At 65.6% G+C, this 25,438-nt stretch carries 28 protein-coding genes; 13 read left to right on the forward strand and 15 right to left on the reverse strand.

Annotated elements, in window-relative coordinates; translation table 11 throughout:
• Nucleotides 1–3 precede the first annotated feature (3 nt).
• The 4 genes from H292_RS0113710 to H292_RS0113725 form a co-directional block, all read right to left on the reverse strand.
• A complete protein-coding gene (locus H292_RS0113710; protein ID WP_020111779.1) occupies nt 4–816 on the reverse strand; it encodes an ESX secretion-associated protein EspG in 813 nt (270 codons plus the stop codon).
• Nucleotides 813–2,066 carry a PPE domain-containing protein gene (locus H292_RS0113715; RefSeq protein ID WP_230620991.1) on the reverse strand — a complete coding sequence of 418 codons (1,254 nt, stop codon included), beginning with the start codon at nt 2,064–2,066 and terminating at the stop codon, nt 813–815. Before H292_RS0113715 ends, H292_RS0113710 begins: the two co-directional genes overlap by 4 nt.
• A 58-nt stretch (nt 2,067–2,124) precedes the next feature.
• Nucleotides 2,125–2,427, reverse strand: coding sequence for a PE domain-containing protein (locus H292_RS0113720; RefSeq protein WP_170949280.1), 303 nt, complete (start codon nt 2,425–2,427; stop codon nt 2,125–2,127).
• Between the two features lie 118 nt (nt 2,428–2,545).
• Nucleotides 2,546–3,097, reverse strand: coding sequence for a histidine phosphatase family protein (locus H292_RS0113725; RefSeq protein WP_020111780.1), 552 nt, complete (start codon nt 3,095–3,097; stop codon nt 2,546–2,548).
• A 198-nt stretch (nt 3,098–3,295) separates the two neighbouring features.
• Here H292_RS0113725 and H292_RS0113730 point away from each other — a divergent pair, with 198 nt between their 5' ends.
• Both H292_RS0113730 and H292_RS0113735 read left to right on the forward strand, forming a co-directional pair.
• Nucleotides 3,296–3,490 carry a CbtB domain-containing protein gene (locus tag H292_RS0113730; RefSeq protein WP_019667092.1) on the forward strand — a complete coding sequence of 65 codons (195 nt, stop codon included), beginning with the start codon at nt 3,296–3,298 and terminating at the stop codon, nt 3,488–3,490.
• The gene (locus H292_RS0113735; protein WP_020111781.1) at nt 3,481–4,260 is read left to right on the forward strand and encodes a CbtA family protein; all 780 of its coding nucleotides are present in this window, start codon (nt 3,481–3,483) and stop codon (nt 4,258–4,260) included. The genes H292_RS0113730 and H292_RS0113735 overlap by 10 nt, the downstream gene beginning before the upstream one ends.
• 28 nt (nt 4,261–4,288) lie before the next feature.
• Here H292_RS0113735 and H292_RS0113740 read toward each other — a convergent pair whose 3' ends face one another.
• Together H292_RS0113740 and H292_RS0113745 are read right to left on the reverse strand one after the other, a co-directional pair.
• The gene (locus H292_RS0113740) at nt 4,289–4,621 is read right to left on the reverse strand and encodes a metallopeptidase family protein (RefSeq protein WP_019667094.1); all 333 of its coding nucleotides are present in this window, start codon (nt 4,619–4,621) and stop codon (nt 4,289–4,291) included.
• 13 nt (nt 4,622–4,634) lie between these two features.
• Nucleotides 4,635–5,702 (reverse strand): septum formation family protein, encoded by a 1,068-nt coding sequence (locus H292_RS0113745; RefSeq protein ID WP_019667095.1) that lies wholly within the window; start codon nt 5,700–5,702, stop codon nt 4,635–4,637.
• A 34-nt stretch (nt 5,703–5,736) separates the two neighbouring features.
• Here H292_RS0113745 and H292_RS0113750 point away from each other — a divergent pair, with 34 nt between their 5' ends.
• On the forward strand, nt 5,737–6,129 hold the full coding sequence (locus H292_RS0113750) for an ankyrin repeat domain-containing protein (protein ID WP_019667096.1): 393 nt from the start codon (nt 5,737–5,739) through the stop codon (nt 6,127–6,129).
• Between the two features lie 11 nt (nt 6,130–6,140).
• The gene (gene serS, locus H292_RS0113755; protein WP_019667097.1) at nt 6,141–7,394 is read left to right on the forward strand and encodes a serine--tRNA ligase; all 1,254 of its coding nucleotides are present in this window, start codon (nt 6,141–6,143) and stop codon (nt 7,392–7,394) included.
• Nucleotides 7,395–7,403: 9 nt separating this feature from the next.
• Here the strand turns inward: serS and H292_RS0113760 are convergent, their stop codons facing one another.
• From H292_RS0113760 to H292_RS0113775, 4 genes are read right to left on the reverse strand one after another with little or no spacing between them, the layout of a single operon-like run.
• A complete protein-coding gene (locus H292_RS0113760; protein WP_020111782.1) occupies nt 7,404–8,222 on the reverse strand; it encodes an ABC transporter permease in 819 nt (272 codons plus the stop codon).
• Nucleotides 8,219–9,058: an ABC transporter permease gene (locus tag H292_RS0113765; protein WP_019667099.1), complete on the reverse strand. Its 840-nt coding sequence runs from the start codon at nt 9,056–9,058 to the stop codon at nt 8,219–8,221. The genes H292_RS0113760 and H292_RS0113765 overlap by 4 nt, the downstream gene beginning before the upstream one ends.
• Nucleotides 9,055–9,864: an ABC transporter ATP-binding protein gene (locus H292_RS0113770; RefSeq protein WP_019667100.1), complete on the reverse strand. Its 810-nt coding sequence runs from the start codon at nt 9,862–9,864 to the stop codon at nt 9,055–9,057. The genes H292_RS0113765 and H292_RS0113770 overlap by 4 nt, the downstream gene beginning before the upstream one ends.
• Nucleotides 9,865–9,897: 33 nt before the next feature.
• Entirely contained in the window at nt 9,898–10,914 is a 1,017-nt protein-coding gene (locus tag H292_RS0113775; RefSeq protein WP_019667101.1) for an ABC transporter substrate-binding protein, read from the reverse strand.
• 258 nt (nt 10,915–11,172) lie between these two features.
• Here H292_RS0113775 and H292_RS0113780 point away from each other — a divergent pair, with 258 nt between their 5' ends.
• From H292_RS0113780 to H292_RS0113800, 5 genes are read left to right on the forward strand one after another with little or no spacing between them, the layout of a single operon-like run.
• Complete coding sequence (locus H292_RS0113780; RefSeq protein ID WP_019667102.1) at nt 11,173–11,736, forward strand: MaoC family dehydratase; 564 nt, start codon at nt 11,173–11,175, stop codon at nt 11,734–11,736.
• A complete protein-coding gene (locus H292_RS0113785) occupies nt 11,733–12,947 on the forward strand; it encodes a CaiB/BaiF CoA transferase family protein (RefSeq protein ID WP_020111783.1) in 1,215 nt (404 codons plus the stop codon). The genes H292_RS0113780 and H292_RS0113785 overlap by 4 nt, the downstream gene beginning before the upstream one ends.
• Nucleotides 12,944–14,326, forward strand: coding sequence for an MmgE/PrpD family protein (locus tag H292_RS0113790; RefSeq protein WP_020111784.1), 1,383 nt, complete (start codon nt 12,944–12,946; stop codon nt 14,324–14,326). Before H292_RS0113785 ends, H292_RS0113790 begins: the two co-directional genes overlap by 4 nt.
• A gap of 8 nt (nt 14,327–14,334) precedes the next feature.
• On the forward strand, nt 14,335–15,498 hold the full coding sequence (locus H292_RS0113795; RefSeq protein ID WP_020111785.1) for an acyl-CoA dehydrogenase family protein: 1,164 nt from the start codon (nt 14,335–14,337) through the stop codon (nt 15,496–15,498).
• Nucleotides 15,495–16,325, forward strand: a complete 831-nt coding sequence (locus tag H292_RS0113800) for an HpcH/HpaI aldolase/citrate lyase family protein (protein ID WP_020111786.1) — start codon at nt 15,495–15,497, stop codon at nt 16,323–16,325. The genes H292_RS0113795 and H292_RS0113800 overlap by 4 nt, the downstream gene beginning before the upstream one ends.
• A gap of 8 nt (nt 16,326–16,333) precedes the next feature.
• Here H292_RS0113800 and H292_RS0113805 read toward each other — a convergent pair whose 3' ends face one another.
• A complete protein-coding gene (locus H292_RS0113805) occupies nt 16,334–17,584 on the reverse strand; it encodes an NAD(P)/FAD-dependent oxidoreductase (RefSeq protein WP_037188495.1) in 1,251 nt (416 codons plus the stop codon).
• A 53-nt stretch (nt 17,585–17,637) separates the two neighbouring features.
• Between H292_RS0113805 and H292_RS0113810 the strand changes: the two genes are divergently transcribed.
• A complete protein-coding gene (locus H292_RS0113810) occupies nt 17,638–19,554 on the forward strand; it encodes a hypothetical protein (protein WP_020111788.1) in 1,917 nt (638 codons plus the stop codon).
• Between the two features lie 2 nt (nt 19,555–19,556).
• Here the strand turns inward: H292_RS0113810 and H292_RS0113815 are convergent, their stop codons facing one another.
• Nucleotides 19,557–19,979, reverse strand: a complete 423-nt coding sequence (locus H292_RS0113815) for a hypothetical protein (protein ID WP_019667109.1) — start codon at nt 19,977–19,979, stop codon at nt 19,557–19,559.
• A 31-nt stretch (nt 19,980–20,010) separates the two neighbouring features.
• Nucleotides 20,011–20,856 (reverse strand): hypothetical protein, encoded by an 846-nt coding sequence (locus H292_RS0113820; RefSeq protein ID WP_027498813.1) that lies wholly within the window; start codon nt 20,854–20,856, stop codon nt 20,011–20,013.
• Nucleotides 20,857–20,937: 81 nt separating this feature from the next.
• On the opposite strand from H292_RS0113820, the gene H292_RS0113825 reads away from it, so the two are divergent.
• Nucleotides 20,938–21,678, forward strand: a complete 741-nt coding sequence (locus H292_RS0113825) for a lysophospholipid acyltransferase family protein (RefSeq protein ID WP_020111790.1) — start codon at nt 20,938–20,940, stop codon at nt 21,676–21,678.
• A 4-nt stretch (nt 21,679–21,682) separates the two neighbouring features.
• Nucleotides 21,683–22,420: a lysophospholipid acyltransferase family protein gene (locus H292_RS0113830; RefSeq protein WP_020111791.1), complete on the forward strand. Its 738-nt coding sequence runs from the start codon at nt 21,683–21,685 to the stop codon at nt 22,418–22,420.
• A gap of 19 nt (nt 22,421–22,439) precedes the next feature.
• Here H292_RS0113830 and H292_RS0113835 read toward each other — a convergent pair whose 3' ends face one another.
• Together H292_RS0113835 and H292_RS0113840 are read right to left on the reverse strand one after the other, a co-directional pair.
• Nucleotides 22,440–23,183 (reverse strand): CPBP family intramembrane glutamic endopeptidase, encoded by a 744-nt coding sequence (locus tag H292_RS0113835; protein WP_019667113.1) that lies wholly within the window; start codon nt 23,181–23,183, stop codon nt 22,440–22,442.
• 32 nt (nt 23,184–23,215) lie between these two features.
• Nucleotides 23,216–24,316 carry an RNA polymerase sigma factor gene (locus H292_RS0113840; RefSeq protein ID WP_020111792.1) on the reverse strand — a complete coding sequence of 367 codons (1,101 nt, stop codon included), beginning with the start codon at nt 24,314–24,316 and terminating at the stop codon, nt 23,216–23,218.
• A 76-nt stretch (nt 24,317–24,392) separates the two neighbouring features.
• On the opposite strand from H292_RS0113840, the gene H292_RS0113845 reads away from it, so the two are divergent.
• Complete coding sequence (locus H292_RS0113845; protein WP_020111793.1) at nt 24,393–25,226, forward strand: Cof-type HAD-IIB family hydrolase; 834 nt, start codon at nt 24,393–24,395, stop codon at nt 25,224–25,226.
• The last annotated feature ends 212 nt before the right edge of the window (nt 25,227–25,438 follow it).

Consider the following 25,438-nt stretch of genomic DNA (forward strand, 5'->3'; position numbering starts at 1 on the left):
CGATCAGCGCGCCCTGTCGATCAGTTCGGACAGGGCCGCTCTGATGCGGGTGTCGGTGCCGGCGGACAGGGTGGTCCAGTGGCTCCCGTCGGCAGCGCTGCTGGACGTCGCGGCGATCCGTCCCCGCGGGGTGTCGAAGAAGGCGACGGGGTGAGCGCCTGCCGATCTGTTGCCGGATTCGACGGTGACCGAGGTGATCTCGGCTTGTGCCGAACACATACTGATCGCCGACGCCACCTCCTGGGCCACGTCGGCGTCGATTCCGAGGTGTGCCAGGCGGGATGTCGTGGCCCCGGAGTCGGTAGGCGCAGCGTCGAGGGCCTCCGCGAGTCCGTCCGTCGGAGCCGACAATCCACGGAATTCCAACGGCCGGCCACTACCGAGCTCGGTGAACAGCTCGACGGCCGGGTCGACCGCTGCGATGCGCAGCCGTAGACGGCCTTCCGCCTTGGTTGCGATCACGGTGCCGGTGCTGTTGGCTGCCAGGCAGATTCGTAGGATCGGACTGTCCTCCGTGTACGGCGTGGGGACCCGACGCGCCGATACGTACCATCGTGGTTGCTCGAGCATCCGGAGCCATGCCTCCAGGTCCGGGTGGATGAAGCCGTCGACAATCAGATTGTCCTGCACCAGGCCGGCATGACCGCGTGCGAGCGATTCGTGTTTCTTCTCGAACGAGTCGTAGCGAGGGAACACGTCGAGAACGACGGGCAACTCGACGATGCTCAAACTGTCGACGAGGAAATCCGTTCTGTCCGCGTCCAACTCGGCGAACGGGAGAGTATGGCCGAGCGGTTGGGTTCCCAAGTCGATCAACGATCGTTCCAGGACGGATCGGCCCCGATCACCGAGGGAGCAACCGTGCGCCCGTCGGAGAAATGCTCGAACTGACGTAGATAACCGGGTGTGTCGTGTTCGTCGTCTTCGTTGTTGCTGCTGTGGCCTGCGCCGACGGGTCCTGGGCCGTGGGCTCCGCGTGCCGCCGCGGCGCCGTCCGGCGCGGCAGAGCCGAACATGGACCCGGTACCGACTGCGCGTTCGCCGCCCACCCCGGGGCCCGAGCTCGGCGACCCTGCGACCGGACTCCCGAGTGAACCTGCAGCCGAACCGAATCCGCTGCCCGAGCGCAGCCCACCGGCGCCCGGCACGCCGACGTTCGACGCGGACACCGCACGGGTGGACGTCGTCCCCGCCGTCGGGGACTCTGTTCTGAACGAGGCAGGGGTCGACGCCTGCCCGGTGGAACTGGAGTTCGAGCTCATCAGCGACGACACCGCGGCGCTGCCGATGTTGGTTGCCGCCGATGCCACGGTGGTGACCGACGACCCGGCGACCGAACCTGCCGTGCTCGCAATCTGGCCTGCGGCACCGGCCAACGCGGGATTCTGCAGCGCGGAACCGACGGCGGCGAGAGCTGCCTGAGCCGGGGACGTGTTGGTGCTGAAGCCGAATATGCCTGTCTCCGAATGAGATCGTGCGGAGTCGATGGGGCGTCCCGCGCTGTCGATGCCTCCGCTCACGGCAGAGTCGTTGACGATCTTCGGCGGATGGTCGAACGATACCTGCAGTGCAAGGGGTGTCGTCGCGGCCTCGTAACCCTCCATGACCAGGCCCGCCCGGACGTCGAGGGCGCGCTCGGCGACTTCGAGCGCCTGGGCGCTCCCGTTGAGCGCACCACCGGCACCGTAGGCGGCGATCTTGGCGCTCTGCACGGCACCGATCTCGACGGGATTGGGCATGGTCAGCGCGGCCGTCGAGTACGCCGCGGCTTCGCCGGCAGCCATTCCGGATATCTGAGTGGCCTTCGCCGTGACGCCTTGCGTCCAGGCGAGAAAACCACCGAGTCGCTCCTGAGCGGCATTGGCGGCCTCACCTTCCCACCCCGCGGCGAGAACGGCCATCACGCGAGTGAGGGTGATCGAGGTGTCCGCGTACGCAGCCGCGACGGCCTGCCAGGCTCCGCCGGCAGCAGCCAACGGAGCAGCGCCCGCACCTGCCAACAGCGACGTCGAGTTGACCATCGCCAAGCGTGGCATCCACACCACACCGGTGACTCCGAGTGTCATCGTTTTGCTCCCAAGGATGAGTGGGCGTGAAAGAAGGTTCTTCGGCGCGCGGAGGTTCTCAGCTGCCCAGCGCTTTTCCGTGCTCGAAATCCACGTTGCGGTAGGCCGCCGCCTGCGCACGGAGGGCAGCTGCCGTCTCGATCAGTTCGCCCACCGCCTGGGCCGCGGCCGGGGAGAACGTGCCTGCCGAATTTCTGAAGAACCGGTTGGCGAGCAGAGAAACTTCCTCGCTACCGGAGGGAATCGGTTGAATGGGCAGTGACACCGCGGTGAGGTTCGCCTGCAACCGCGCGGCCGCGGCATCGAGATCCGCGGCAGCAGCGTCGAGGGCCACAGGGTCGACCCGCACGGTACCTGGCATGCTCACTCCTCGTTCAAGTTGTTCTCGCGATGCGGCGGCCCTCGTTGCCGAGAATTCGCCCTTCGTATGGATTGGACGAGACCGGAACCCGATCGGTTCCAGCAGAACGAGAAAAAGCTCAGCTAATTTTTTCCGCGACCGAGCGGAGGGTCCATCGACCCGCCCGACACTGCACTGTCGTCGAGGTCAGCGGCGGAATGTCGACGCGCCAGAAGGACAGCCTCGGTGCGTCGAGAGTTCTCACGACCGCCGCCCTGATCACCGCGGGATGAGTCACCGCGCAGACCCTCGTCGGATCGGAGGCGACACGATCCATCCAACCGGTGACCCGAGAGAAGAGATCGTCGACGGATTCGCCACCGGGCGGTGTGAACGATGTGTCCGTCAGCCACGCCAGAACGTCGGGCTCGGGGAGTCGGTCCATCGTCGAGCCACGCCAGTCGCCGTAGTCGATGTCCGCGATCGCCTGCGTCGTCGACCCCGTCAATCCGAGCCCCTCCGCAGTCTGCCGGGCGCGTAGTTCGGGAGCGATCACGACTGCGTCGGCGGTACCTGGATACCGAACGGCGACAGGAGCAATGACCGGTTCGTCCGATTCGAAGCGCGCCCGACGCTGCGCTTCGGTGACGGCATGGCTGACCAGCGTCAGTCGCAGCACCGAATTGCCCACGCGCGTCACTGTAGTTCCGATTGACAGCTGTAGGAGATCGGTGCCACAGTTCGCGGGTAAGTGCGACGTGTGCAGGTAATCCGGTGGAAATCCGGAGCGGTTGCGCCACTGTGAGCAGGTCCCGGCCTGTCAGCCAGAAAACTCACACGTCGTGGACGTTTCTACGGGACGCACAATCCCAGGAGGCAACACCGAATCATGGCTACAGTCGTCCATCCCAGCAGATCCGCGGAGTCCGCGGCCCTCGCCCTCGTGGTGGGAGCGGTCATCCTTCTCGCATTCCTCGTGCTCTATCTGGTCGGCTTCGACCAGGGCGCCATCTCCCGCAGCGGGATGTACATGCACGAGTTGATGCACGACGGACGCCACCTGCTGGGGCTCCCGTGCCACTGACCACACTCGGAGGCACGTTCATCCAACTTCTCGTGCGCGGTCTGCTGGCAGGCCTGATCGCCGGATTACTCGCCGGTGCGGTGGCCTTCACCATCGGTGAGCCACACATCGACTCGGCCATCGCTATCGAAGAAGCCGCAGGCGCGGGCGAGCATTCGCACGGTGAAGAGGCCGCGGCCGGACACTCGCACGACGAGGAGGACGCTCTCGTCAGCCGCGACGGACAACGCGCAGGACTGTTCCTCGCGACAGGGCTGGCCGGTCTCGCTCTGGGAGCGATCTTCGCCGCGGTACTGCACTACGCCCGACGATTCACCGCACTGCCCGGATCGATCCTCGCGCTCGCGACGGCGTTCCTCGGGTGGGTGGCCATCGAAGCGGTCCCGTTCTTCAAGTACCCCGCGAACCCACCCGCCGTCGGAGACCCGGACACGATCACCCAGCGAACCTGGCTGTGGCTGGCAGCAGTGGTTCTCGGACTCGTCGCCGTCGGCATCGGTGTCTACGTCGCCAAGCTCGTGTCGACCCAGACCTCCGTCGCCATCCGCATCGGAGCCCCGACCCTGACCTTCCTCGTCATCGCGGCACTCGGATACGTCCTACTACCCGGAATCAACGAAGTCGGCGACGACTTCCCCGCCACCCTGCTCTGGGAATTCCGACTGTCGTCCCTCGCGACCCAGGCAACACTGTGGCTCGGCCTCGGCCTGGTCTTCGCCTTCCTCACCGACCGCACCTCCTCGCCCACCAGGGAAGCGGTCTCGGCCTAGCGCCTCCCGCCCGCAGCTGGGCCGGGGGTCAGCCGAAGCCGAGTTCGTGCAGACGTTCGTCGTCGATACCGAAGTGGTGGCCGACTTCGTGGGCGACGGTGATGGCGATTTCGCGTTTGGCGGTGTCGGCGTCGTCGACCATGTCGAGGATGGGTAGCCGGTAGATCGTGATGACGTCCGGTAGGTGTCCGCTGTATTCGTAGCGCTCGGTGAGGGCGACGCCTTCGTACAGGCCGAGGATGTCTTCCGTCGGGTGTTCTTCTTCGACGAGGATGACGACGTTGTCCATGCGGTCGGTGATGTCGGGCGGGAGGGTGTCGAGGGCGTCGGCGACGGCTTCTTCGAACTCGGCGCGGGTCATGTGGGTGGGAATGTCACCCTCCGGGAGTGATCGGCGCTGCGCCGGGCAGCGGAGTGGGGAGGGCGCGGCCGTCGGGAGCGGCGGGGGGAGGCACGGGGGCTTCACCGTTGATGAGGATGTCGCCCTTCGCGGATCCGGCGATGGTCGCGAAGCCGCCTTCGTCGAGTTCCTTGCCGATGGAGCAGCTCACCTGGCGTGAGCCGGCGAGCCAGCTGGTGACGTCGATGGTGTTCCAGAAGAGCGTGAGCGTTTTGTCTCGCAGCGCGGTGTCCGAGCCGAGGTAGCCGTTGACGGCTTCGGTGCAGGTCTGTTCGAGGTAGGCGTCCTGGTCGGCTTCGGTGGGGATGCCGCTGGGGAACTGCTGCTGCAGGTCGATGATCGATGCGACTTCGAAGGCGTGTGCCTGGGCGCAGTCGACGGGGTCGGCCGGGACGTTCTGGTTGATGCCGATGCAGGTTCCGACGTCCCACACGTTCGATTGGTCCTGTCCCTGAACCGAGCCGCTCATCTCCTGCGGGATGCCGGTGTTGGAGGACTGTTGGATTCCGCAGCGCAACGTTCGTTCGCCCGACGCCCATCCGGCCTGGCTGGGGAACATGAGCCCGACGCTGAACTTGCCGCTCGGATCGAACTTGGTGCCGAGGTAGTCGTCGACGACGTCGATGCAGTGTTCGTCGCGTAGTTGCCCGAACCGTAGGGCCCCGGGGTACGCGGCTCCCGGGGCGAACTCGAGGCCCGGGTAGGCGGTCATGTCGACGTCCTTGGCGACCTCGAATCGGTGCGGTTCGGCGCAGGAGACCTCCGCCAGATCCTGGCGGTCGGTCTCGGGGTCGTCGGTCGGCGTCCAGTCGAGGCAGGTGCCCGGGTCGGCCGAGCCGAAGGACGCCGCGGACACCGGGCCGTCGGTGGCGGGACCTGCCTCGGAATGCGTCGTGATCTTCTCGGGCTGGGAGAAACCGTCGGACACGAAGAGGGTGATCGCCGCGGCGGCGACGGCGCCGATGGCGACGAGCACCAGGCCACGACGCGCGACGTGGGCGGTGACGGTGCGCTGGTTCGGTTTCTCGGGCTTGCTGGACATCGCCTTCCATCATGCCCGAGTAACTTCTACTGTCATGACGGGACCTGATGACGCCGACGACGTTGCCGAGCTCGCCGGACGGCTGTTCGACATGGCTCGTGCCGGGGACACCGAGGAGCTGACGGCGTACGTCGATGCGGGTGTTCCGGTCGATCTGAACAATTCTGCCGGGGACACGTTGGTGATGCTCGCGGCGTACCACGGGCATGCGGCGACGGTGAATGCCCTGGTGGAGCGGGGTGCGGACGTGAATCGGCCCAACGACAAAGGTCAGACGCCGCTCGCCGGTGCTGTGTTCAAGGGCGAGGACGACGTCGTGAAGGCGCTCGTCGACGGTGGTGCCGACCCGGCAGGGGGTCACCCGTCGGCGATCGATGCAGCTCGGATGTTCGGACGCGAGGACTACCTGGGGTTGCTCGGCAAGTAAGGTTTGTCTCCGTGATCGACCTCAAGTTCCTCCGCGAGAATCCTGACGTAGTTCGAGCCTCGCAGCGCACACGTGGTGAAGACCCTTCACTGGTGGACGCGTTGCTCGAGGCGGATGCGTCTCGTCGCGCAGCTGTGTTGGCCGGGGATCAACTCCGCGCCGAGCAGAAGGCGCTGGGCAAGAAGGTCGGCAAGGCGTCTCCCGACGAGCGCCCGGCGCTGCTGGCCGGTGCGTCCGAGTTGGCGGCTCAGGTCAAGGCTGCCGAGGCGACGCAGAACGAGGCCGACGCGGCCCTCGACGTCGCGGCCCGCAAGATCTCCAACATCGTCGAGGAGGGCGCACCCGCCGGCGGCGAGGACGACTACGTTCTGCTCGAGACCGTCGGCGACATCCCGACGTTCGATTTCGAGCCGAAGGATCACCTCGAACTGGGCGAGTCGCTCGGCCTGATCGACATGGAACGCGGCGCGAAGGTGTCCGGTTCACGGTTCTACTTCATGACCGGGTACGGCGCTCTGCTGCAGCAGGGAATGCTGCAACTCGCCGCGCAGAAAGCCGTGAAGAACGGTTTCACGATGATGATTCCGCCGGTGCTGGTGCGCCCGGAGATCATGGCGGGCACCGGTTTCCTCGGGGCGCACGCGGACGAGATCTACCGGCTCGAAGCCGACGACCTCTATCTCGTCGGAACGTCGGAAGTTGCTCTTGCGGGCTATCATTCGGGCGAGATCATCGATCTGTCCGACGGTCCCAAGCGCTACGCGGGATGGTCGTCGTGCTTCCGCCGCGAGGCAGGCAGTTACGGCAAGGACACCCGCGGCATCATCAGGGTCCACCAGTTCGACAAGATCGAGATGTTCTCCTACATCAAGCCGGAGGACGCTGCGGCCGAGCACAAGAAGCTGCTCGAGTTCGAGCGCGAGATGCTTGCCGCGGTGGAGCTTCCGTACCGCATCATCGACGTCGCCGGCGGCGATCTCGGTTCGTCGGCCGCCCGCAAGTACGACTGCGAGGCATGGGTGCCCACCCAGAACGCCTACCGCGAGCTCACCTCGACCTCGAACTGCACGACCTTCCAGGCGCGTCGTCTCGGCGTTCGGTACCGCGACGAGAACGGCAAGCCCCAGATCGCGGCGACGCTCAACGGCACCCTGGCGACGACCCGGTGGATCGTCGCCATCCTCGAGAACCACCAGCAGGCCGACGGTACCGTGCGGGTACCGGAAGCGTTGGTGCCCTTCGTCGGAACGGATGTCCTGCGCTGACGCGCGGGGTCATCCGCCGAACTTGGCGGTGATCCGGTGCTCGAGCCATTGGAGTGCGATGGTGGGTGGCAGCGCCATCACCATGATCAGTACGACGGTGCCCATGATGTTCTCCATGCGGACCAGGCTGACGTTGCGCAGCAGTTCGTAGCCGATGCCGCTGGACGACGAGAACATCTCGGCGAGAAGCAATCCCAGGAACGCCAGCCCGAACGTCATGCGCATTCCGGTGGCCAACGCCGGCAGCGCCGAGGGAATGACGATCTGACGGATCAGCCGTGGCCAGCTGACCTGCAGTGACGCTGCCATCTTCAGGTGGATCTGCTGGACCGACGCGGTGCTCTCGACGGCGACGAGAAACATGGGTACGAAGGCTGCGTAGAACGTGAAACCGCCTCGGCTCAGTTCGCCGATCCCGAGGAACGACAGGAAGATCGGGTACAGGACGATCTTGGGAATGCTGTTGATCGAGTAGAAGATCGGCAGGATCGACCGTGTCCAGAACGGGCTGATTCCAAGAGCGAGTCCCAGCAGCGACCCGGCCACGGTACTCGCGAGGTAGCCGAGGGCGAGGATGCGCAACGAATCGAGAACGTTCGCACGGAATTCGGCTTTCCCGAGGTCGTCGGCGAGGGAAGACATGGCCTCGGCGGGCGTCGGGAAGATCAGGCTGTTCGCCACGACGGCGGCGAGCCACCAGAGAGCGACAGCCAGGACTGCGACGACGACCGGGGGTGCGAACCGCCGCAGCAGGCTGGGTTTCGTCGAGGGGGAGCGTTTCGGTGCGGCACTCGGTGCGGTGGCAACCTTCGCGGTCACGGTGCTCATCGGCGACGCCTCCAATCGAATCGGTTCAGGGCAGCGGAGATGCCGAGGGTGGCGAGAAGGGCGAGAGCGGTGACGACCAGGATTCCTGCGTACATCTCTGCGATGTCGAAGCTGTCGTAGGCGATGGAGATGTAGTGACCGAGGCCTTGGGTCGACAGGATGAACTCGCTGGCGAGCACGGAGATGATGGCGTAGGACAGGCCCAGCTTGAGTCCGGTGACGATGTTGGGCAATGCATAGGGCAGGAGTATCGACCGGAAGTACTGCCACCGGGTCAATCTCAAGGTCGACCCGAGTTTGGCGACGATGGGGCTGACGGAGTTGAAACCTGTACGAGCGTTCATCGCGACGACACCGAACGCGAAGATGGTCGAGAGTATGGCGATGGGGGCGATGCCGCTACCGAAGAGTACGACCATGATGGGGTACAGCGCGAAGGTCGGCACAGCGTAGTACACGTTGAGGTAGGGCTGGAATGCTCTGTCCCACACATCGAACCGCCACAGCAGGTAGGCCGCGCCGATCCCGAGCAGCGAACTGAGAACGAATGCGACGACGATGATGCCGAGGGTCCGCCCGAGTGCATCGACGAGGAAATCCGGATCGGTCATGAGCTGCAGGGCTGTGGCGGCCATGTCGGATACCGGCACGATGTCGAGTGGCGAGGCCAACGGGGAGCGTGCGTACATCTCCACCACCAGCACAGCCAGTACGATGACCGCTGCGGTCCAGCCGGCAGCTGGAATCTTCAGTACGGCTTTCGGTGCGGGACGCAGATAACCCGGTACGACGGAGCGTTGTCGCGTTGTTTCTGCCGCAGTGGACGTGGTCGTCATGGCTCCACGCTCATCGTCTTCTTGGCTTCGTCCCGCAGAGTCGACCAGATTCGCTCGTGAACGGTGATGGCCTCGGGGCTGGACAAGACGTCCTCCGACCGCGGCCGCGGAAGATCGATCGGCATCTCGTCGATGAATCGGCCCGGCCGCGCGCTCATGACGAGCACCCTGTCGGACAACAACACCGCCTCCTGAATGCTGTGGGTGATGAACAGGACTCCACACGTGAGCTTTTCGACGATCTTCAGCAGCTCGTAGGACATGACGAGCCGAGTTTGCTCGTCGAGCGCGCCGAACGGTTCGTCGGCGAGAATCAGATCGGGTTCCATCGACAGGCATCGGGCAATGGCGACGCGTTGGCGCATACCGCCGGACAACTGCGTCGGAAAATGGTCGCCGAACTTCGACAGTCCGACGGTGGCGAGCAGTTCGTCGGCGCGTGCCCGTCGTTCCTTCTTTCCGACGCCCTTGACCTCGAGCGCGAACGCGACGTTGTCGCGGACGGTCCGCCACGGAAGCGTCGCCGATTCCTGGAAGATGATGGCGGTCTTGCTCCGTGGGCCGGTGAGCGGACGGTCGTCGACGGTGACGGTGCCCCCGTCGTGGTCCTGCAGGCCCGCGAAGATCTCGAGCAGCGTGGATTTGCCGCATCCGCTGGGCCCGACGATGGAGACGAACTCACCCCGTCCGATCGTCAGGTCGATGTTGTGCAGAGCGGTCACCTCTCCGAAACGCCGGGACACCGAGTCGGCGACGGCGATGTTCGGTGTGGTGGTGGTGCGTGGTCGATCGTCTGTCTGTGTCACGTGGAATACCCTCTCGTGCAGGCGGAGTGAAGATCAGGTGGTGCAGTCGACAGGCATGTCGCGCGCGACGCCGTCGGCCAGGAAGTCGGGGTCGAACAGAGTGCAGAAGTCGGGTTCTCGGTCGCTGCCCGACGCCTCGACGCCCGCTTGTGCGGATGTCACGGAAGCCGGGTCGAATCCGCCGCCCCACGTGTCGACCGAGGATGCGCGTTCCACCACCGCCAATGCCGACGCGGCGTCGAACCCGGTGTAGGCGGCGTAGATCTGCGCCGCGGCTTCGGGATCGGCCTTGATCGACGCCACGGCCTCGGTGTATCCGGCGTTGATGGCGCGGACGACACCTGGATTGGATTCGGCGTAGTCCTTCGTGGTGGTGATCGTGGACTGCAGAAACCTCTGCATGTAGTCGGGGCTGCTGACGATGAGCTTGAAGTCCTCCGGACGCTGCTCGGCGACGATGGAGGGGATGAGCGCGATGTCGACGGAGCCCGCTTCCAGGAGGGCCAGGCCTTCACCGATGCCTCCCGACGAGACCCGTTCGATCTTGCTCGCATCGACGCCGGCGAGGTCGGGTAGCAGAAGCGTGAGCGCGTCGGAGGCGGAATTGGGGCGGGTGTACGCCCACCGGCGAACGTCGTCGATGGAGTTGATCGACGGATTCGATGCCAGCGCGTAGAAATTCATGGGGTATGGCCCCTGGGTGCCGCCCCCGACGATCCGGAGCTCGGAACCGCCTGCGTCGGCCTGGACGATGGAGGGGTAGCTGACCTCGCCGATGGGGATGTTCCCGTCGAGCAGCGTGCGCATCGTGGCGCTGCCGCCTTTGCCCGGCACGATGTTCTCGACGATCACCCCGTGCTTCTCGAAGAGGCCCTGCTGCTGGGCGACGAGCCACGGGATGCTGTAGATCTCCGCGGCTGCGGACACGGTGACGTCGATGGTGACGGGGTTCTCGGGGTCGGCGTCGGGGCCCGGATCCGACCCACAGGCGGTGAGTCCGAGAGCGAGTGTCAACGCCACCGACAGGGCGGCGGTTCGATGAAGGAACATGGCAGGCCTCGTAGACTTGTTGCGGATTCGAGCGGCGGAGCGTCGCCGCAATGACCTCGGCCACTCACGGTGGTGAATGAGACGTAAGTAACAGATGTCCAACTTTAAACATAAGACGTTTACGTCGTCAAGGTGAGCCTGCGGGGCCGCGAGGATGGTCCGATTCACCCTGGGGCGGGATCGATCGAGCTCTTGACTCGTTAATCATCTGATGTTTATGGTGTGAGCAACGCTACAGCCCAAGCCTGAGGAGGCACCGTGGCAACTCACCCCGCAACGCTCGGACGATTCTTCGAGGACTACGTCGTCGGCGACGTGTATCAGCATCCGCTCGGTCGCACCATCAGCGAAGCCGACAACACGTGGATCACGCTGCTTTCGATGAACACGAACCAGAATCACTTCAATGCGCATGTCGCAGAACAGAATCCGATCACCGAAGGGCGAGTGATCGTCAATTCCGGGCTCACCGTCGCCGTTGTTCTCGGTATCTCGGTGCTCGACATGAGTCAGAACGCGATCTCCAATCTCGCGTTCACCGACATCAAGATGAGTCACCCGCTGTACGCAGGCGACACCCTGTACGCGGAAAGCCTCTGCACGGACAAACGCGAATCCAAGTCCCGGCCGTACGCCGGGATCATCTCGATGATCACGCGCGGACTGAATCAAGACGGCGACGAAATCATCTCCTGGAAGCGGTCGGTCATGATCGCCACTCGCGCAAGCGGAATCGGCCAGAACTATTTTCCCGACGCCAAGGCCGGGCCGCTGGAACTGTCGGCCCTCGTCTCGACCGGAACCAACGGGGTGGCGAAATGAGACCACTGGAAGACGTACGGATCTTGTCGCTCGAGCAGTACGGTGCCGGCCCGTTCGGCAGCCTCCACCTGGCGGACCTCGGCGCCGACGTCCTCAAGGTCGAGGACCCCGGTGTCGGAGGCGACGTGGGGCGGTACGTGCCTCCGTATGCGTCGGGGGAGGACTCGTTGTTCTTCGAGACCTTCAACCGGAACAAGCGCAGTATCTCCATCGACCTGAACACCGAGTCCGGGCGCCGCGTCTTCGAGGACTTGGTGCGAGAAAGCGACGTCGTCTACTCCAACCTCCGCGGCGACGTGCCGGCGAAGATCGGCATCACCTACGACGACCTGAAGCATCTCAATCCCGCCATCGTGTGCTGCAGCCTCACCGGGTTCGGTATGACCGGCCCGCGCGCGAAGGAACCCGGGTACGACTACATTCTCCAAGGCTTGGCCGGGTGGATGTCCGTCACCGGTGATCCCGACGGTCCACCGACCAAATCAGGTCTGTCCCTTGTCGACTACTCGGGCGGGTTCGTGGCCGCCATCAGCATTCTCGCCGGCCTTCATGCGGCACGGCGTGACGGCGTCGGCGGCGACTGCGATCTGTCGTTGTACGACACGGCCATGGGACTGCTGACCTATCCGGCCACGTGGCACCTCAACGAAGGTTTCGAGCCGGTCCGGACCAAGAACTCGGCTCATCCGTCGCTCGTTCCGTTCCAGGCCTTCGAGGCGTCCGACGGTTGGCTCGTGGTCGGTTGTGCGAAGGAGAAGTTCTGGCAGCGCCTCGTCGAGGCCATCGGTGCGCCGGACCTGGCGTCGAACCCGCGGTTCGCGAACTTCACCGAACGCGGAAAGAACGCCGACGCTCTCCTGCCGATACTGGAGAAGATCTTCGCGACGGAGTCCGTGGCCCATTGGCTTTCGCTGCTCGGACCGGCGGGTGTGCCGTCCGGACCGATCAACGACATCGCGGAGGCGCTGACCGAGCCGCACACTCTCGCTCGCGGCCTCATCGTGGAGACCGAACACCCGAATCTCGGCACGATCAAACAGGTCGCATCGCCCGTTCGATTCGGCAGCGAGCCTGCCGTCTACACCCGCGCCCCACTTCGCGGAGAACACTTGGACGAGGTGCTCGATTCGCTCGGCTACGACGCCGAGACAGTCGCCGATCTTCGCCGCAGCGGCGCATTCGGGAAGACGGTAGTGGGAAGCACCGTATGAGAACGGCATCGGAAACCCTTGCTGGGTGGGTTGTTTCGTTCGGTTCCGACGATGTCCCGGATGCCGTCGCCCACGCCGTGAAACGGCACCTCCTCGACGGGATCGGCGACGCCATCGCCGCGCGGAGGCTGGGTGCGGGCGCTCCCGGGTGGGCCGTCGCGCACGCACTCGGAGGGCCGGGTGAAGCCCGAGCCCTCAGCGGAGACGTCGCACTCTCGGCGCCCGCCGCTGCCATGGCGACCGGAATACTGGTGCACGCACTGGATTTCGACGACACCCACGCCGGCGGGCTCGTGCATGCCACTGCAGTGGTGCTTCCCGCAGCGTTGGCCGTCGGCCAGGAAGTAGGCGCGACGGGTGCCGAGGTGGTGACGGCGTCGGTGATCGGAATGGAGACGGTGTGTCGCCTCGGCGCCGTCAGTCCGCACGGATTCCATGCACGGGGACTGCACGCCACTGCGGTAGCAGGACCACTCGCCGCAGCTGTGGTGGCATCGAAACTCGTCGGCTCGCGCGAGGACACCGTCGTCGACGCACTGGGTATCGCCGGATCGTCGAGCGGCGGGCTCCTCGAATTCCTCGACACGGCAGCGGACACCAAGTCGCTGCACCCGGGTAGCGCCAGTGTCGACGGCATTCTCGCTGCTCGTCTCGCCGCTGCCGGGGCCACCGGACCGCGCACCGTGCTCGACGGTCGCCGAGGCGTGTACGCGGCCCTTGCCGATCGGCCCATCGACTTCGCCGTGCTGACCGAAGACCTCGGAACACGCTGGGAAGCAGCGCAGATCGGCATCAAACCGTACCCGGCATGCCAGCTCATGCACGTGACCCTCGATGCGGTGACCGCAGCGACGGCAGGAACCGTCGTCGACCCGTCGGACATCGTGTCGGTGCAGGTGCACGTGCATCCGGATTCGTCTCCCTTCGTGTGCGGCGAGCACGCGGGTACGGCCGCACCGCGGAGTACCTACGATGCCAAGTTCGATTTGCCGTGGAGCGTGGCCGCGTTGCTCGTCGACGGATCGGTGACCATCGCGACCTACACCGACGAGTCGATTTCGCGCAGTGATGTTCTGCAGATCGCCAAGGCGGTCGAGGTGATCGACGCGCCCACCGACGGTCCGGCCGCCGCGGCACCGGGCAAGGCCGTCATCACCCTGCGCGACGGTTCCACGCTCACCGGTGAGGTCGGTGGCAGCCGGGGGACGCCGAGTTCGCCGTTGACCGACGACGAACTGCGCGCGAAGTTCCTGGCCAACTGTGGTGAACATCCGCGCGCCGCCGAGCTGGCCGACATCGTCGCGAATCTCGAACTCGAACCCGATCTGACCCGCGTGCTCGATCTGGCCGCGGAGATCTCCCGAACAACCGACTCCTAGGACACGTCATGGATTTCACGTTCACCGAGCAACAGCAGGACTTTCGATCCGCACTGCGAAAGTTCGTCGACAAGGAAATCATCCCGGTTGCAAGCGAATACGAGCGCAGCGGCCGATACCCGACGGAAATCGTCGAACATCTCAAAGCGATGGGGCTGTTCGGAATCACCACTCCCGAGGAGTTCGGCGGACTGGATCTGGACAAGGTGTCCTTCACGCTGGTCTACGAGGAACTCGCACGTGGGTGGATGGGTGTGGCGGGCATCCTCGGCAGTCACAACCTGTCCTGCTGGATGATCGCCAAGCACGGTACCCAGGAGCAGAAGGAACAGTTGCTCCCCAAACTCGCGGCAGGTGTGTATCGCACCGGCGTCGGCCTCACCGAGCCCGGTGCCGGTACCGACCTGCAGGGAATTCGGACGACCGCCAAGCGCGACGGTGACCACTACATCGTCAACGGGACCAAGACGTGGATCACCAACGCCCGCTACGCCAACGTCCTGCCGACGCTGGTGAAGACCGACAACACCGCCGATCCAGCGCACAAAGGCATGAGCCTGTTGCTGATCGACACGGAGACCGAGGGATTCGAAGTACAGCGCGATCTCGGCAAGCTCGGTTACAAGGGCACCGAGTCGTGCGAAATCCACCTCCAGGACGTCCGCGTTCCAGCGTCGGCCCTCCTCGGCGGAGTCGAGGGTCGCGGGTTGCAGCAGGCACTGTCCGGCCTGGAGATCGGGCGACTCAACATCGCGGGCCGCAGCGTCGGAATCGCCCAGGCAGCCTACGATGCCGCACTGAAGTACGCGAAGGAACGCACCGCATTCGGCCAACCCATCGCGGACTTCCAGGCCATCCAACTGAAGATCGCCGACATCGCTACACGGTTGCAAGCCGCGCGGCTGATGACGTACTGGGCTGCATCGCAGGCCGATTCGGGCAAACGCGTCGACATGGAAGCCGGGATGGCCAAGTACTTCGCCTCCGAAACCGCGATCGAAGCCAGTCTGGAATCGATGCGCATCCACGGCGGCTACGGATACTCCACGGAATTCGTGGTCGAGCGGTTGTACCGAGATGCCCCACTGATGGCGATCGGTGAAGGAACCAACGACATCATGCGCACCGTCATCGCCAAGGCACTCGTGGCAGGCCACGGAGTGATCGGATGACCGCACTGACGTTCCTGTATGTCCCGGGCGACGTACCTGCTCGGTTCGACAAGGCGTCGAGATCCGGGGCCGATGCCGTGGTCCTGGACTTGGAAGACGCAGTCGTCGCGTCGAACAAGGACGAGGCACGCAGCACCGTCGCCACGTGGTTGGCCGCCTGCGAACCGGGACAGGTCGAGATCTGGGTGCGGGTGAATCCGGGTGCTCTGCAGGATGCAGACATTCGTGCGGTCGCAGGCCCGAACCTCACCGGCATCTGGCTACCCAAGGTCGAATCGCTCGAGGAGATCGAAGCAGCCGCGCGCATTCTGGATTCGGTCGCACCGCACGCGGAACTCTCGGCGCTGATCGAGACGGGAAAAGGGCTACTCGCCCTACCGGCGATCGCGACGGGCCCGAGGCTGCGGTTCCTGCAGATCGGCGAGGTCGACCTCGCCGCCGACCTGTCCATCGAGCCCGGCGACGACGGTCGCGCGCTGCTGTTCGCACGCAGTCAGGTCGTTGTCGCGAGCGCGGCAGCGGGGCTCGAGCCGCCCCTCGCCGCGGTCTCGGTCGAGTTCCGCGACACCGACGCGTTCGCTGCCGACACCGTGGAACTGCGCAGGCTGGGATTCCGCGGCCGAGCGTGCATCCACCCGGCCCAGGTGGCCCCGGCACGGGACGCTTTCGTACCGACGTCGGAGGCGGTGCAGGAGGCCGAGGAGATCCTGGAGGCCCTTGCACAGGCGACATCCGGCGTCGGCGTCGACAAGAACGGACGTCTGATCGACGAGGCCGTCGCACGATCGGCACGCCGAGTTGTCCAGTACGCCCAGAGCCGAACCTAGCGTCGGCGTCAGATCGTCGGCTTGGCGTCGCCTGCCCAGGCGATGCGTTTGGGGTCGCCGTGGCATTCGACGATGGCAGCGTGGTCGCTGTCGAAATAGTCCCACGCCCAGGACAGGAAAGCGTCGACCTTGCTGTGCGCGCCGCTGAGCAGGGCTGCGTGCACACCCAACCAGGCCGCGAACGCGAGGGGACCCTCCACCTGGTGACGGTGCGCTCCCACCTCGGCGACGGCGGCGCCGCGTCCGATCATCGCCATGATTCCCTTGTCCTTGTAGGCGAACGGCTTTCGAGGTTCACCCGCGATGGACAACAGAATGTTGCGGGCGGTCCACGCTCCTGCCTGCTGCGCAACGGATCCCAACTGAGGCAATGCCTTTCCGTCGGAACCGGGGATGTTGGCCACGTCGCCGACGGCGTACACGTCGTCGAACGTCGGTACCGTCAGATCGGCGAGTACGTCGATGCGGCCGCCGTGGCCGGGCGTCACCGACGCCGTGGACGCGATGGGTGACGCGGACTCCCCGCCTGCCCAGACCACCGTGCGGGAGGCCAGGCGAGAGCCGTCGGAGAGCAGTACACCGTCGGCGTCGACGGAGGCCACACCGACGCCGAGCCGCACCTTCGCTCCGTGCTGGACGAGCTTGTCGTGGGCGTACTCGTGGGAGCGTTCGCTGTACGGCGCGAGCAGCGCGGGCCCGTGGTTGATCAACCACGCCTCGCCGCGGCCGCCCGGGTGGTTCATCTTGCGCAGCGCCGTGAACAGCTCGGCGAACGCGCCCGCGGTTTCGACTCCGGTAGGACCGCCTCCGACGATCACCACGTCCAGCGGGTCGTGTTCGCCCCGGAGGAGGTCGCTGACGTGGTGACGCAGCTTCTCGGCGTCGGCGACGGAGTAGAGCGGAAACGAGTGTTCCTCGGCGCCCGGGGTGCCGAAGAAGTTGGCCGTCGCACCCGCAGCCACCACCAGGTAGTCGCCGGACACCCGTTCGCCACCCGCTACGAGGGAGCGCTCGGAGAAGTTCAGATCGGTGATCTCGGCCTGGACGACGCGCACCGACTTCATCGACTCGAAGATCGACGCCAACGGCCGGGCGATGTCCTCGGCGGGCAGCTGCGACGTCGCCACCTGGTACAGCAGGGGCTGGAACTGGTGATAGTCGTTGCGGTCGACGAGGGTGACGTCGACGCCCTTTCGGCCTAGATCGTGCGCACATCCAATTCCGGCAAGACCGGCACCCGCTACCACCACGTGAGTCATGGGATCCACAGTAGTTCCGCCGCGTGCCGCCCGGCGGGTTTACGCTCTGTCGCATGGTGCGTCTGCGCTCGTGGTTCCTCGGTGAGGTGACCGAGAACCCATCCGGGCATCTGGGTCCGTACCGCAAGCCCACCGAAACCGAACACACCCACCCGTGGTGGAAAGTGATGTGCCTGACGGGCGTCGACTACTTCTCGACGCTCGGGTATCAGCCGGGAATCGCGGCCCTCGCCGCGGGCACTCTTGCACCGCTCGCCACCGTCGTGCTGATCGTGTTGACGCTGTTCGGGGCTCTCCCGGTCTATCGGCGCGTCGCCCGAGAGAGCCCGACGGGTGAAGGTTCCATCGCGATGCTCGAGAAGCTGCTGCCGAAGTGGGGCGGCAAGGTGTTGGTGCTCGTTCTGTTGGGCTTCGCGGCTACCGACTTTCTGATCACCATGACGCTGTCCGCGGCCGACGCATCGGCGCACGTGATCGAAAACCCATTCGCGCCAGCAGGTCTGGACAGCGCACAGGTGATCGTCACCCTGGTGCTGCTTGCGTTGCTCACCGCGGTCTTCCTGAAAGGGTTCACCGAGGCGATCGGAATAGCCGTCGTTCTCGTCGGGACGTTCCTCGCGCTGAACCTCGTCGTCGTCTTCGTCGGATTCTGGGAGATCGCGAAGAATCCGTCGCTGCTGTCCGACTGGCAGCACGCCATGACCGCGCAGCACGGAAACCCGCTCATGATGATCGCCGTCGCCCTCATCGTCTTTCCCAAACTCGCACTGGGCCTGTCCGGTTTCGAAACCGGCGTCGCCGTCATGCCGCAGATCGCAGCCGACGGTGACGACGCGCTTCCCAACCGGATTCGCGACGCCAGAAGGCTCATCACCACGGCCGCTCTCATCATGAGTGGCTTCCTGCTGACGTCGAGCATCATCACCACGGTCCTCATTCCGCAGGACGAGTTCCAGAGCGGCGGCGGAGCCAACGGACGCGCGTTGTCCTATCTCTCGCACGAATACCTCGGTGAAGTGTTCGGCACCGTCTACGACGTCAGCACCATCGCAATTCTGTGGTTCGCCGGGGCGTCGGCGATGGCGGGATTGCTCAACCTGGTTCCTCGCTACCTGCCGAAGTACGGCATGGCGCCGGAGTGGGCTCGCGCGGTTCGACCACTGGTGCTTGTGTTCTCGTTGATCGCGGTCGCCGTCACGCTCTACTTCGACGCCAGTGTCGACGCGCAGAGTTCTGCCTATGCGACGGGTGTTCTGGTACTCATCACCTCCGCGTCGGTTGCGGTCGCGATCTCCGCCGCGCGGAACCGTCAGCGTGTGCAGATGTGGGTCTTCTCGGTCATCGCCGTCGTCTTCGTCTACACCACCGTCACCAACATCTTCGAGCGTCCCGACGGCGTCAAGGTGGCGTCGTTCTTCATTCTGGTGATCATGGCCGTGTCGTTCTGGTCGAGGGTCACGAGGTCATTCGAACTGCGCACCGATTCGGTCGAATTCGACGAGGAGTCGCTGCAGTACATCGAAGAAGCAGCCGCTCGCGGACGGATACGCATCGTCTGCCACGACGCCCGGCATCTGGACCCGGCGGAGTACGCCGCGAAGGAAGAGCAGCAGCGCCGCGACAGCAACATTCCCGCGGACGAGCCGATCCTGTTCCTGGAGGCCAATATCCGGGATGCCTCGGACTTCAGCTCGGACCTCCTCGTCCACGGAGAGCAGAAGGGCGACTATCGGGTGCTGTGGGTCGACGCCTCGGCCGTACCCAATTCCATTGCCGCAGTGCTGCTGCAGATCAGGAACGTCACCGATGTACGCCCCGATGTCTACTTCGAATGGTCCGAGGGCAATCCGCTGGTGAACCTACTGCGTTTCCTCTTCATCGGCGTCGGCGAAGTCGCTCCGGTGACCCGAGAAGTGTTGCGCCGGGCGGAACCCGACCGAGACCGAAGGCCGAACGTGCACGTCGGGTAGGTCTAGAAGAACTGCCCGACGACGAAGCCGGCAACCAGTACCCCGGTCCCTCCGATTTCGGCGACGGCAAGGGTCCACATGAAGGCGTGGGTGCCGTGGACTGGGTTCTCGAATTGGTTGTCCGTGTCTCGCAACAGCCCGTGGACCATGTAGCTCGCGATGGCTGCGACGAAGAAGACGGTGACGACCAGTCCGGCGATCAGATTCACGGCCGTCGGGAAACCGGAGAACTCTGCCAGGGCTGCGAGGATCAGGGTCGCGAAGGAGTACATCAGAGCAGCGCGGTGTGCGATGTCGACGTAAGGGTGGGCCAGAGCCGTCGGCGACGTCGCCATCTGGCGGTACTTCCACACGCCGAGGCCCAGTGCCCACAGCAGGATCATCCCGGCGAGCAGCAGCAGTATCTTGGTGTCGATCCCCAGCATCGTGTCGTACCCCCCGTTCGTGGACGTTGCGTCAGGCGATGTCGCCTATGCAGTACCCGTTGGCCCCGATGCCCAGTGTGAACACTTGGTTCTGTTCGAATCCCGACACGTTCGTCACATCGGCGTACACCGTCTTGTAGTCCCCGTTGGTGAAGGCCACGTAGACGCTCGCCGGGTTGTAGGACGCCGACCCCGTGAGCCTGCCCGGGTTGTTCGCCAGCGGCGCGGGCGTGGGAACGCCTGTTCCCTGCGGATCCCACGTCGGGCGGGTGTCGCAGACGAGGGGGTAGTCGCCTTCGAGGTCGGCGGGGTCGACCGGCGCTCCCGTGAATCGCCCGAGGTATCGCTCGACGGTGTACGTCGCGTCGAGGTCGGTGAACACCGGTGCGGTGCCGGTCGGGTAGACGCTCGGGCAGGCATAACCGGAGGCGATCTCGCTGCGCTTGATCGACACCGTCGACACCGGGCCGGTCCACGTCACCGCGTACTGACCGTCGACGCCCGGCTGACCGGCCGCGTCGACGATCGAGGCGACGTCGGAGTATCGCACCGGAATGTCCGTCGGCGGCACGGTCCAACACGTCGGCGTCACAGCCGGCGGCCCTCCGGCTTCCAGGTCGGCCAGGAACGCCCCCAGTGCGGACGCGGCCTGCGGATTGCTCGGAACGTCGCCGACGGCGGGTCCTGGAGGCGGTTCGGGACTGGTCGTCGTCGCTGACGTCGTAGGGGTCGTCGCTGTGGTCGTCTCTTCCGTCGTGGGTGCCGACGTTGGATCGGTGGGGATGCCCTGCTGGCCGTCACCCTCGCACGCGGTGAGTACCAGGACTGCCCCCAGCAGCCCTGCACCGGCACGAGCGATTCTGCTAAGCGAACTCATGTTCAGCTGACCTTCCCCGTTCACGGCTTCTCCCCAGAGCGTTCTTCTCGCGACCGCCCGATACGACTACGCTAGCCGACTGTGGAACCCGTCTACCGAACTGTCATCGGCATCGCCCGCGTCGTCTTCGCGTCCCAAGGCCTGAAGTTCGAGGTGGAGGGCGAGGAGAACATCCCTGCCAGTGGCGGTGCGGTCATCGCCGTCAACCACACCGGGTACCTGGACTTCACCTATGCCGGGCTGCCGCCTCGGCGGGTGAAGCGCTACATCCGCTTCATGGCCAAGAAGGAAGTGTTCGACAACAAGATTTCCGGTCCCATCATGCGGTCGCTGAAGCACATTCCCGTCGATCGCGGCGCGGGCGCGGAGTCCTACAAGGCCGCGGTCGCGGATCTACGCAAGGGCGAGCTGGTCGGGGTGTACCCGGAGGCGACCATCAGCCGCAGCTTCGAGATCAAGGAATTCAAGTCGGGTGCGGCACGCATGGCCATCGAGGCAGGTGTTCCCATCATCCCGACGGTCATCTGGGGTGCGCAGCGAGTCTGGACCAAGGGATTCCCCAAGAGGCTGGGCCGCACCAACACTCCCATCCGCATTGCCGTCGGCGCGCCGTTGGAGCCCGTCGGACCGGCGAACGAGCTGACCGAGAAGCTGCATTCCACGATGAAAGAGATGCTGCTCGAACTGCAGGACGGATACCCGCACGAGCAGGGTGCGTACTGGGTGCCGGCACGCCTCGGCGGCAGCGCTCCGACCCTCGAGGAAGCGGACAAGCTCGACGCCGCGGACGCGGCAGCGAGAAAGGCAAAAAGGGAGGGCTGACGCCATGTCGCGCGAACCGGTGTATGCCGCGTTGACCGGGCTGGTTCGTGCGATCACCGCCGTGCAAGGCCTACGCACCATCTATCGGGGAACCGAGAACATTCCGCGCCGCGGCGGCGTCGTACTCGCCGTGAACCACACCGGGTATCTCGACTTCATGCAGGTCGGACTCGTTGCGCGCCAGGGCAAGCGGCGGGTTCGCTACATGATGAAGAAAGAACTCGAGCGCAATCCCGTCGTCGGGTTCCTGATGCGACACTGCAAGGCCATCGGCGTGGACCGCGCAGCCGGAGCCGAGTCGTATGCCGCTGCTGTGCAAGCGCTTCGGGACGGTGAACTGGTCTGTGTGTATCCGGAGGCCACCATCAGCAGAAGCTTCGAGCTGAAGGCGTTCAAATCCGGTGCCGCACGGATGGCACTGGAAGCGGGCGTTCCGATCGTTCCGGTCGCCATCTGGGGGTCGCAGCGAATCATGACCAAGGACATGCCGAAAGCATTGGGTAGACACAACTTTCCCGTGCACATCGCCGTCGGACAAACAGTTCCGCCGCACGGAACCCCCGACGAACTCACCACAGCCCTACGTAGTGGATTGGAAAGCGCCCTCGGCGTGGCGCAGCAAGGTTACGAACACCCGGCAGGCGCCCGGTGGGTACCGGCACGACTGGGCGGCAGCGCACCCACCCTCGACGAAGCAGCAGTCATCGAAGCGGACGAGAAAGCGCGGAGGGCAAAGGGATAGTCGGCTGTCCCTCGACTGCTCAGCTGGTCGAGGCGTGCCAGACCAACGCGGCGGCGAGAGCGCCTAAGCCGTTGAGGGACCAGTGCAAAGCGATGGGGGCGATGAGGCTGCCGCTTCGGTTGCGAAGCCAGGTGAACACGAATCCCGCCGCGGCCGTCGCGATGACTGCGCCGACGATGCCCACGACCTGGCCGAACAGTCCGCCGCCCAGGAAGTTGCTGAATCCGGTGTTGTTGGCGGTGAGGCCGAGCGACGAAGCGATGTGCCAGAGGCCGAACAGCAGGGAGCCGGCCGCGAACACTCCGCGCGCCCCGTAGATCCGACCCAGGGTGCCGTGCAGGACGCCGCGGAACGCGAGTTCCTCCGGGATGACGGTCTGCAGCGGAATGACGATCATCGACGCGACCAGGGCCGCCGAGATGGTTGCGTATCGATCGGCCATGAAGAACGGCCGAGTGATCGGCAGCAGTGCGCCGATCGCGATGACCGCGAGGACCAGCCCCACGGCTGCGAGAGCATAGATCGAACCGGTCTTCCACTGCTTGGGTGACAAACCGAGCTCGGACCAGCCCAGACCCCGGCGTCGGGTCAAGGCGACGAGAACGACGGCAGCGATGGGGACCGTCGCGATGCTGGCCCACACCGTCGTGAAATGCGCGATGAGGTTCGTTGCGATCAACACGAGCACGACGACGGCCACGTCGAGGTAGGCGTGGAAGCCGCGCCAGCGAGCGGCCCGCGCAGCATCTTGCGTCATGAGCATCCCGCCGAGTGTACGGATCGATGCTGAGAAACTCAGCCGTTCTCGGGCTGGGACTGGGTCGTCGTGGTCGCGGGAGCGTTCGGCGTGGTCGTGGTGGGTTCGGTCGTCGTGACGGGTGGATCGGTGGTCGTCACCGGTGGGGCAGTCGTCGTCGGCACGACGGCGGCGGTGGTGGTGACGGGTGCCGGTGCGGGAGGTACGACGGCGGGAGCAGGCGATTCCGGGACCACCGTGGCGACCTCGGCGGTGGAGGTCGTCGGGGCCGCGGGCGACGGGGACGGCGGTTCGGTCGTCGTGGTGGGCATGGTCCTCGGGACGGGGCCGGGTGCGACGTCGACCTGCGCCGGCGCCGTCGGGCGGCTCGTGGGCTCTGCCACCAGGAATCCGATACCCGCGGCGATCAGCAGAGCAACGCCGGCGACTGCCGCCCACACGACCTTCCCGGAGGCCGGACCGTGCGTCGGGAAGCCGAGTCGGTCGGTCCGATCGAGAGTGGTGGTGTTCACGACGACCCCCATCTCGGAGTCGGTCAGAATTTTCTCCCGCAGCCCGAACGGCGCGGTTGCCAGCGGAAACAGCCGGAGAATCGCGGCAGCTCCGACGACACGCTCCTGCCCGGCTCCGGCCGAACGCTCGAGCTCCTCTCGCGCCCGGGAGATCAGCGTCGACGCCCGACGTGTTCCGATCCCCAGCACCGCGGCGACGTCGGCGTCGGCGAGTCCGTGACGAATACGCAGGTCGAGGACCTCACGGTGCTCGGCGCTCGAGGCAGTTGCCGCCGTCGCGACGAACTCCTGAACGGACCGTTCCTCGTCGCTGGCATCGGGAGCGATCGTCGATGTGAAGTCGCACCGGTCGCGGCGTGGGCGGGGCAGGCACTCGGCCCGAGCGATCGCGTACAGCCAGGCCCGGAATCGTTCCGGATCGCGAAGCACAGCACTCCGCCGTGCGGCGATGAGCATCGTGTCGTGGACGACGTCGGCAGCGGCGTCCTCGTCGGCCAGCATTGCCTTCGCGTAGCTGAACAGGTGGCCGGAATGCCTGTCGTACGCGTCGCCGAGGCCCGAAAGTTGGCCTGCGACCAGCGCGGCAACGATCCGGGCGTCGGGCGAATCCTCGGACACCCCGGGCATCGTCGGCTCCCTCCCTCGTCGGTTCGCAAGTCTAAGGGACCCAGCGGCGGGCACTGCCGGAGCCACCTCAGGCACAATGACCTCGATGCCTACCACCAGCCGCGCACCCCGCCTCGTCGCCAGTGATGTCGACGGAACGCTCCTCGACCACCGCGAGAAGGTCACCGAGCGCACCCGACGCGCTGTACTGGCGATGGTCGGCGACGGCACACCGTTCGTGCTGTCGACGGGTCGTCCGCCGCGCTGGATTTCCCCTGTCGTCGACCAGCTGGGCTTCGCGCCCATGTGCGTCTGCGCCAACGGCGCCGTCATCTACGACGCCGGCACCGACCGGATCCTCGACGCCGAGGTCCTGACCGGGGAGACGCTGCACTGGCTCGCAGACCTTGCATACAAGGCCCTGCCGGGTTGCGGGCTGGCCGCGGAACGCGTCGGCGAAACAGCGCACGACGCCGCCACACCGCAGTTCGTCAGCTCGCCCGGCTACGAACACGCATGGCTCAACCCCGACAACACCGAAGTGTCGTTGGCCGAGGTCATCGACGTCCCCGCCGTGAAATTGTTGATCCGGCTCTCCAGCGCGTCCAGCGGAGACATGGTGGCCGCCCTGGCACCCCTCGTCGACGGCCGGGCCGACATCACCTTCTCCACCGACAACGGACTGATCGAACTCTCCGCACCCGGCGTGACCAAAGCATCGGGCCTCGCCCTCGTCGCCGAACGCCTCAACGTCCAGGCCGCCGACATCGCCGCATTCGGCGACATGCCCAACGACGTCCCCATGCTGCACATGGCAGGCCTCGGCGTCGCAATGGGCAACGCACACCCCGCAGCAGTCGCCGCAGCCGACGAAATCACCACAACCAACGCCGACGACGGCGTGGCCAGAGTCCTCGAACGCTGGTGGTGAGCTCCGTCTCCGGACCGAACGTGACGTTCAGTCACTTCAAGTGACCGAACGGCACATTCGCTCACTCACCCGGTCCACTTTGGCGGCGCCGGTCGGTGCGACTGGGTGGGACGGAGTGCCCGATACTTTCGAAATCGGCGGACTTCCGCTGTTCGTCGAAGTATCGGGCAATCCATTGCATCGGGCGTGCACGAATGCGGGTTTCGCCCCCC

The sequence above is a fragment of the Rhodococcus sp. 114MFTsu3.1 genome (assembly GCF_000383555.1).
Classification (GTDB): Bacteria; Actinomycetota; Actinomycetes; order Mycobacteriales; family Mycobacteriaceae; genus Rhodococcoides; species Rhodococcoides fascians_E.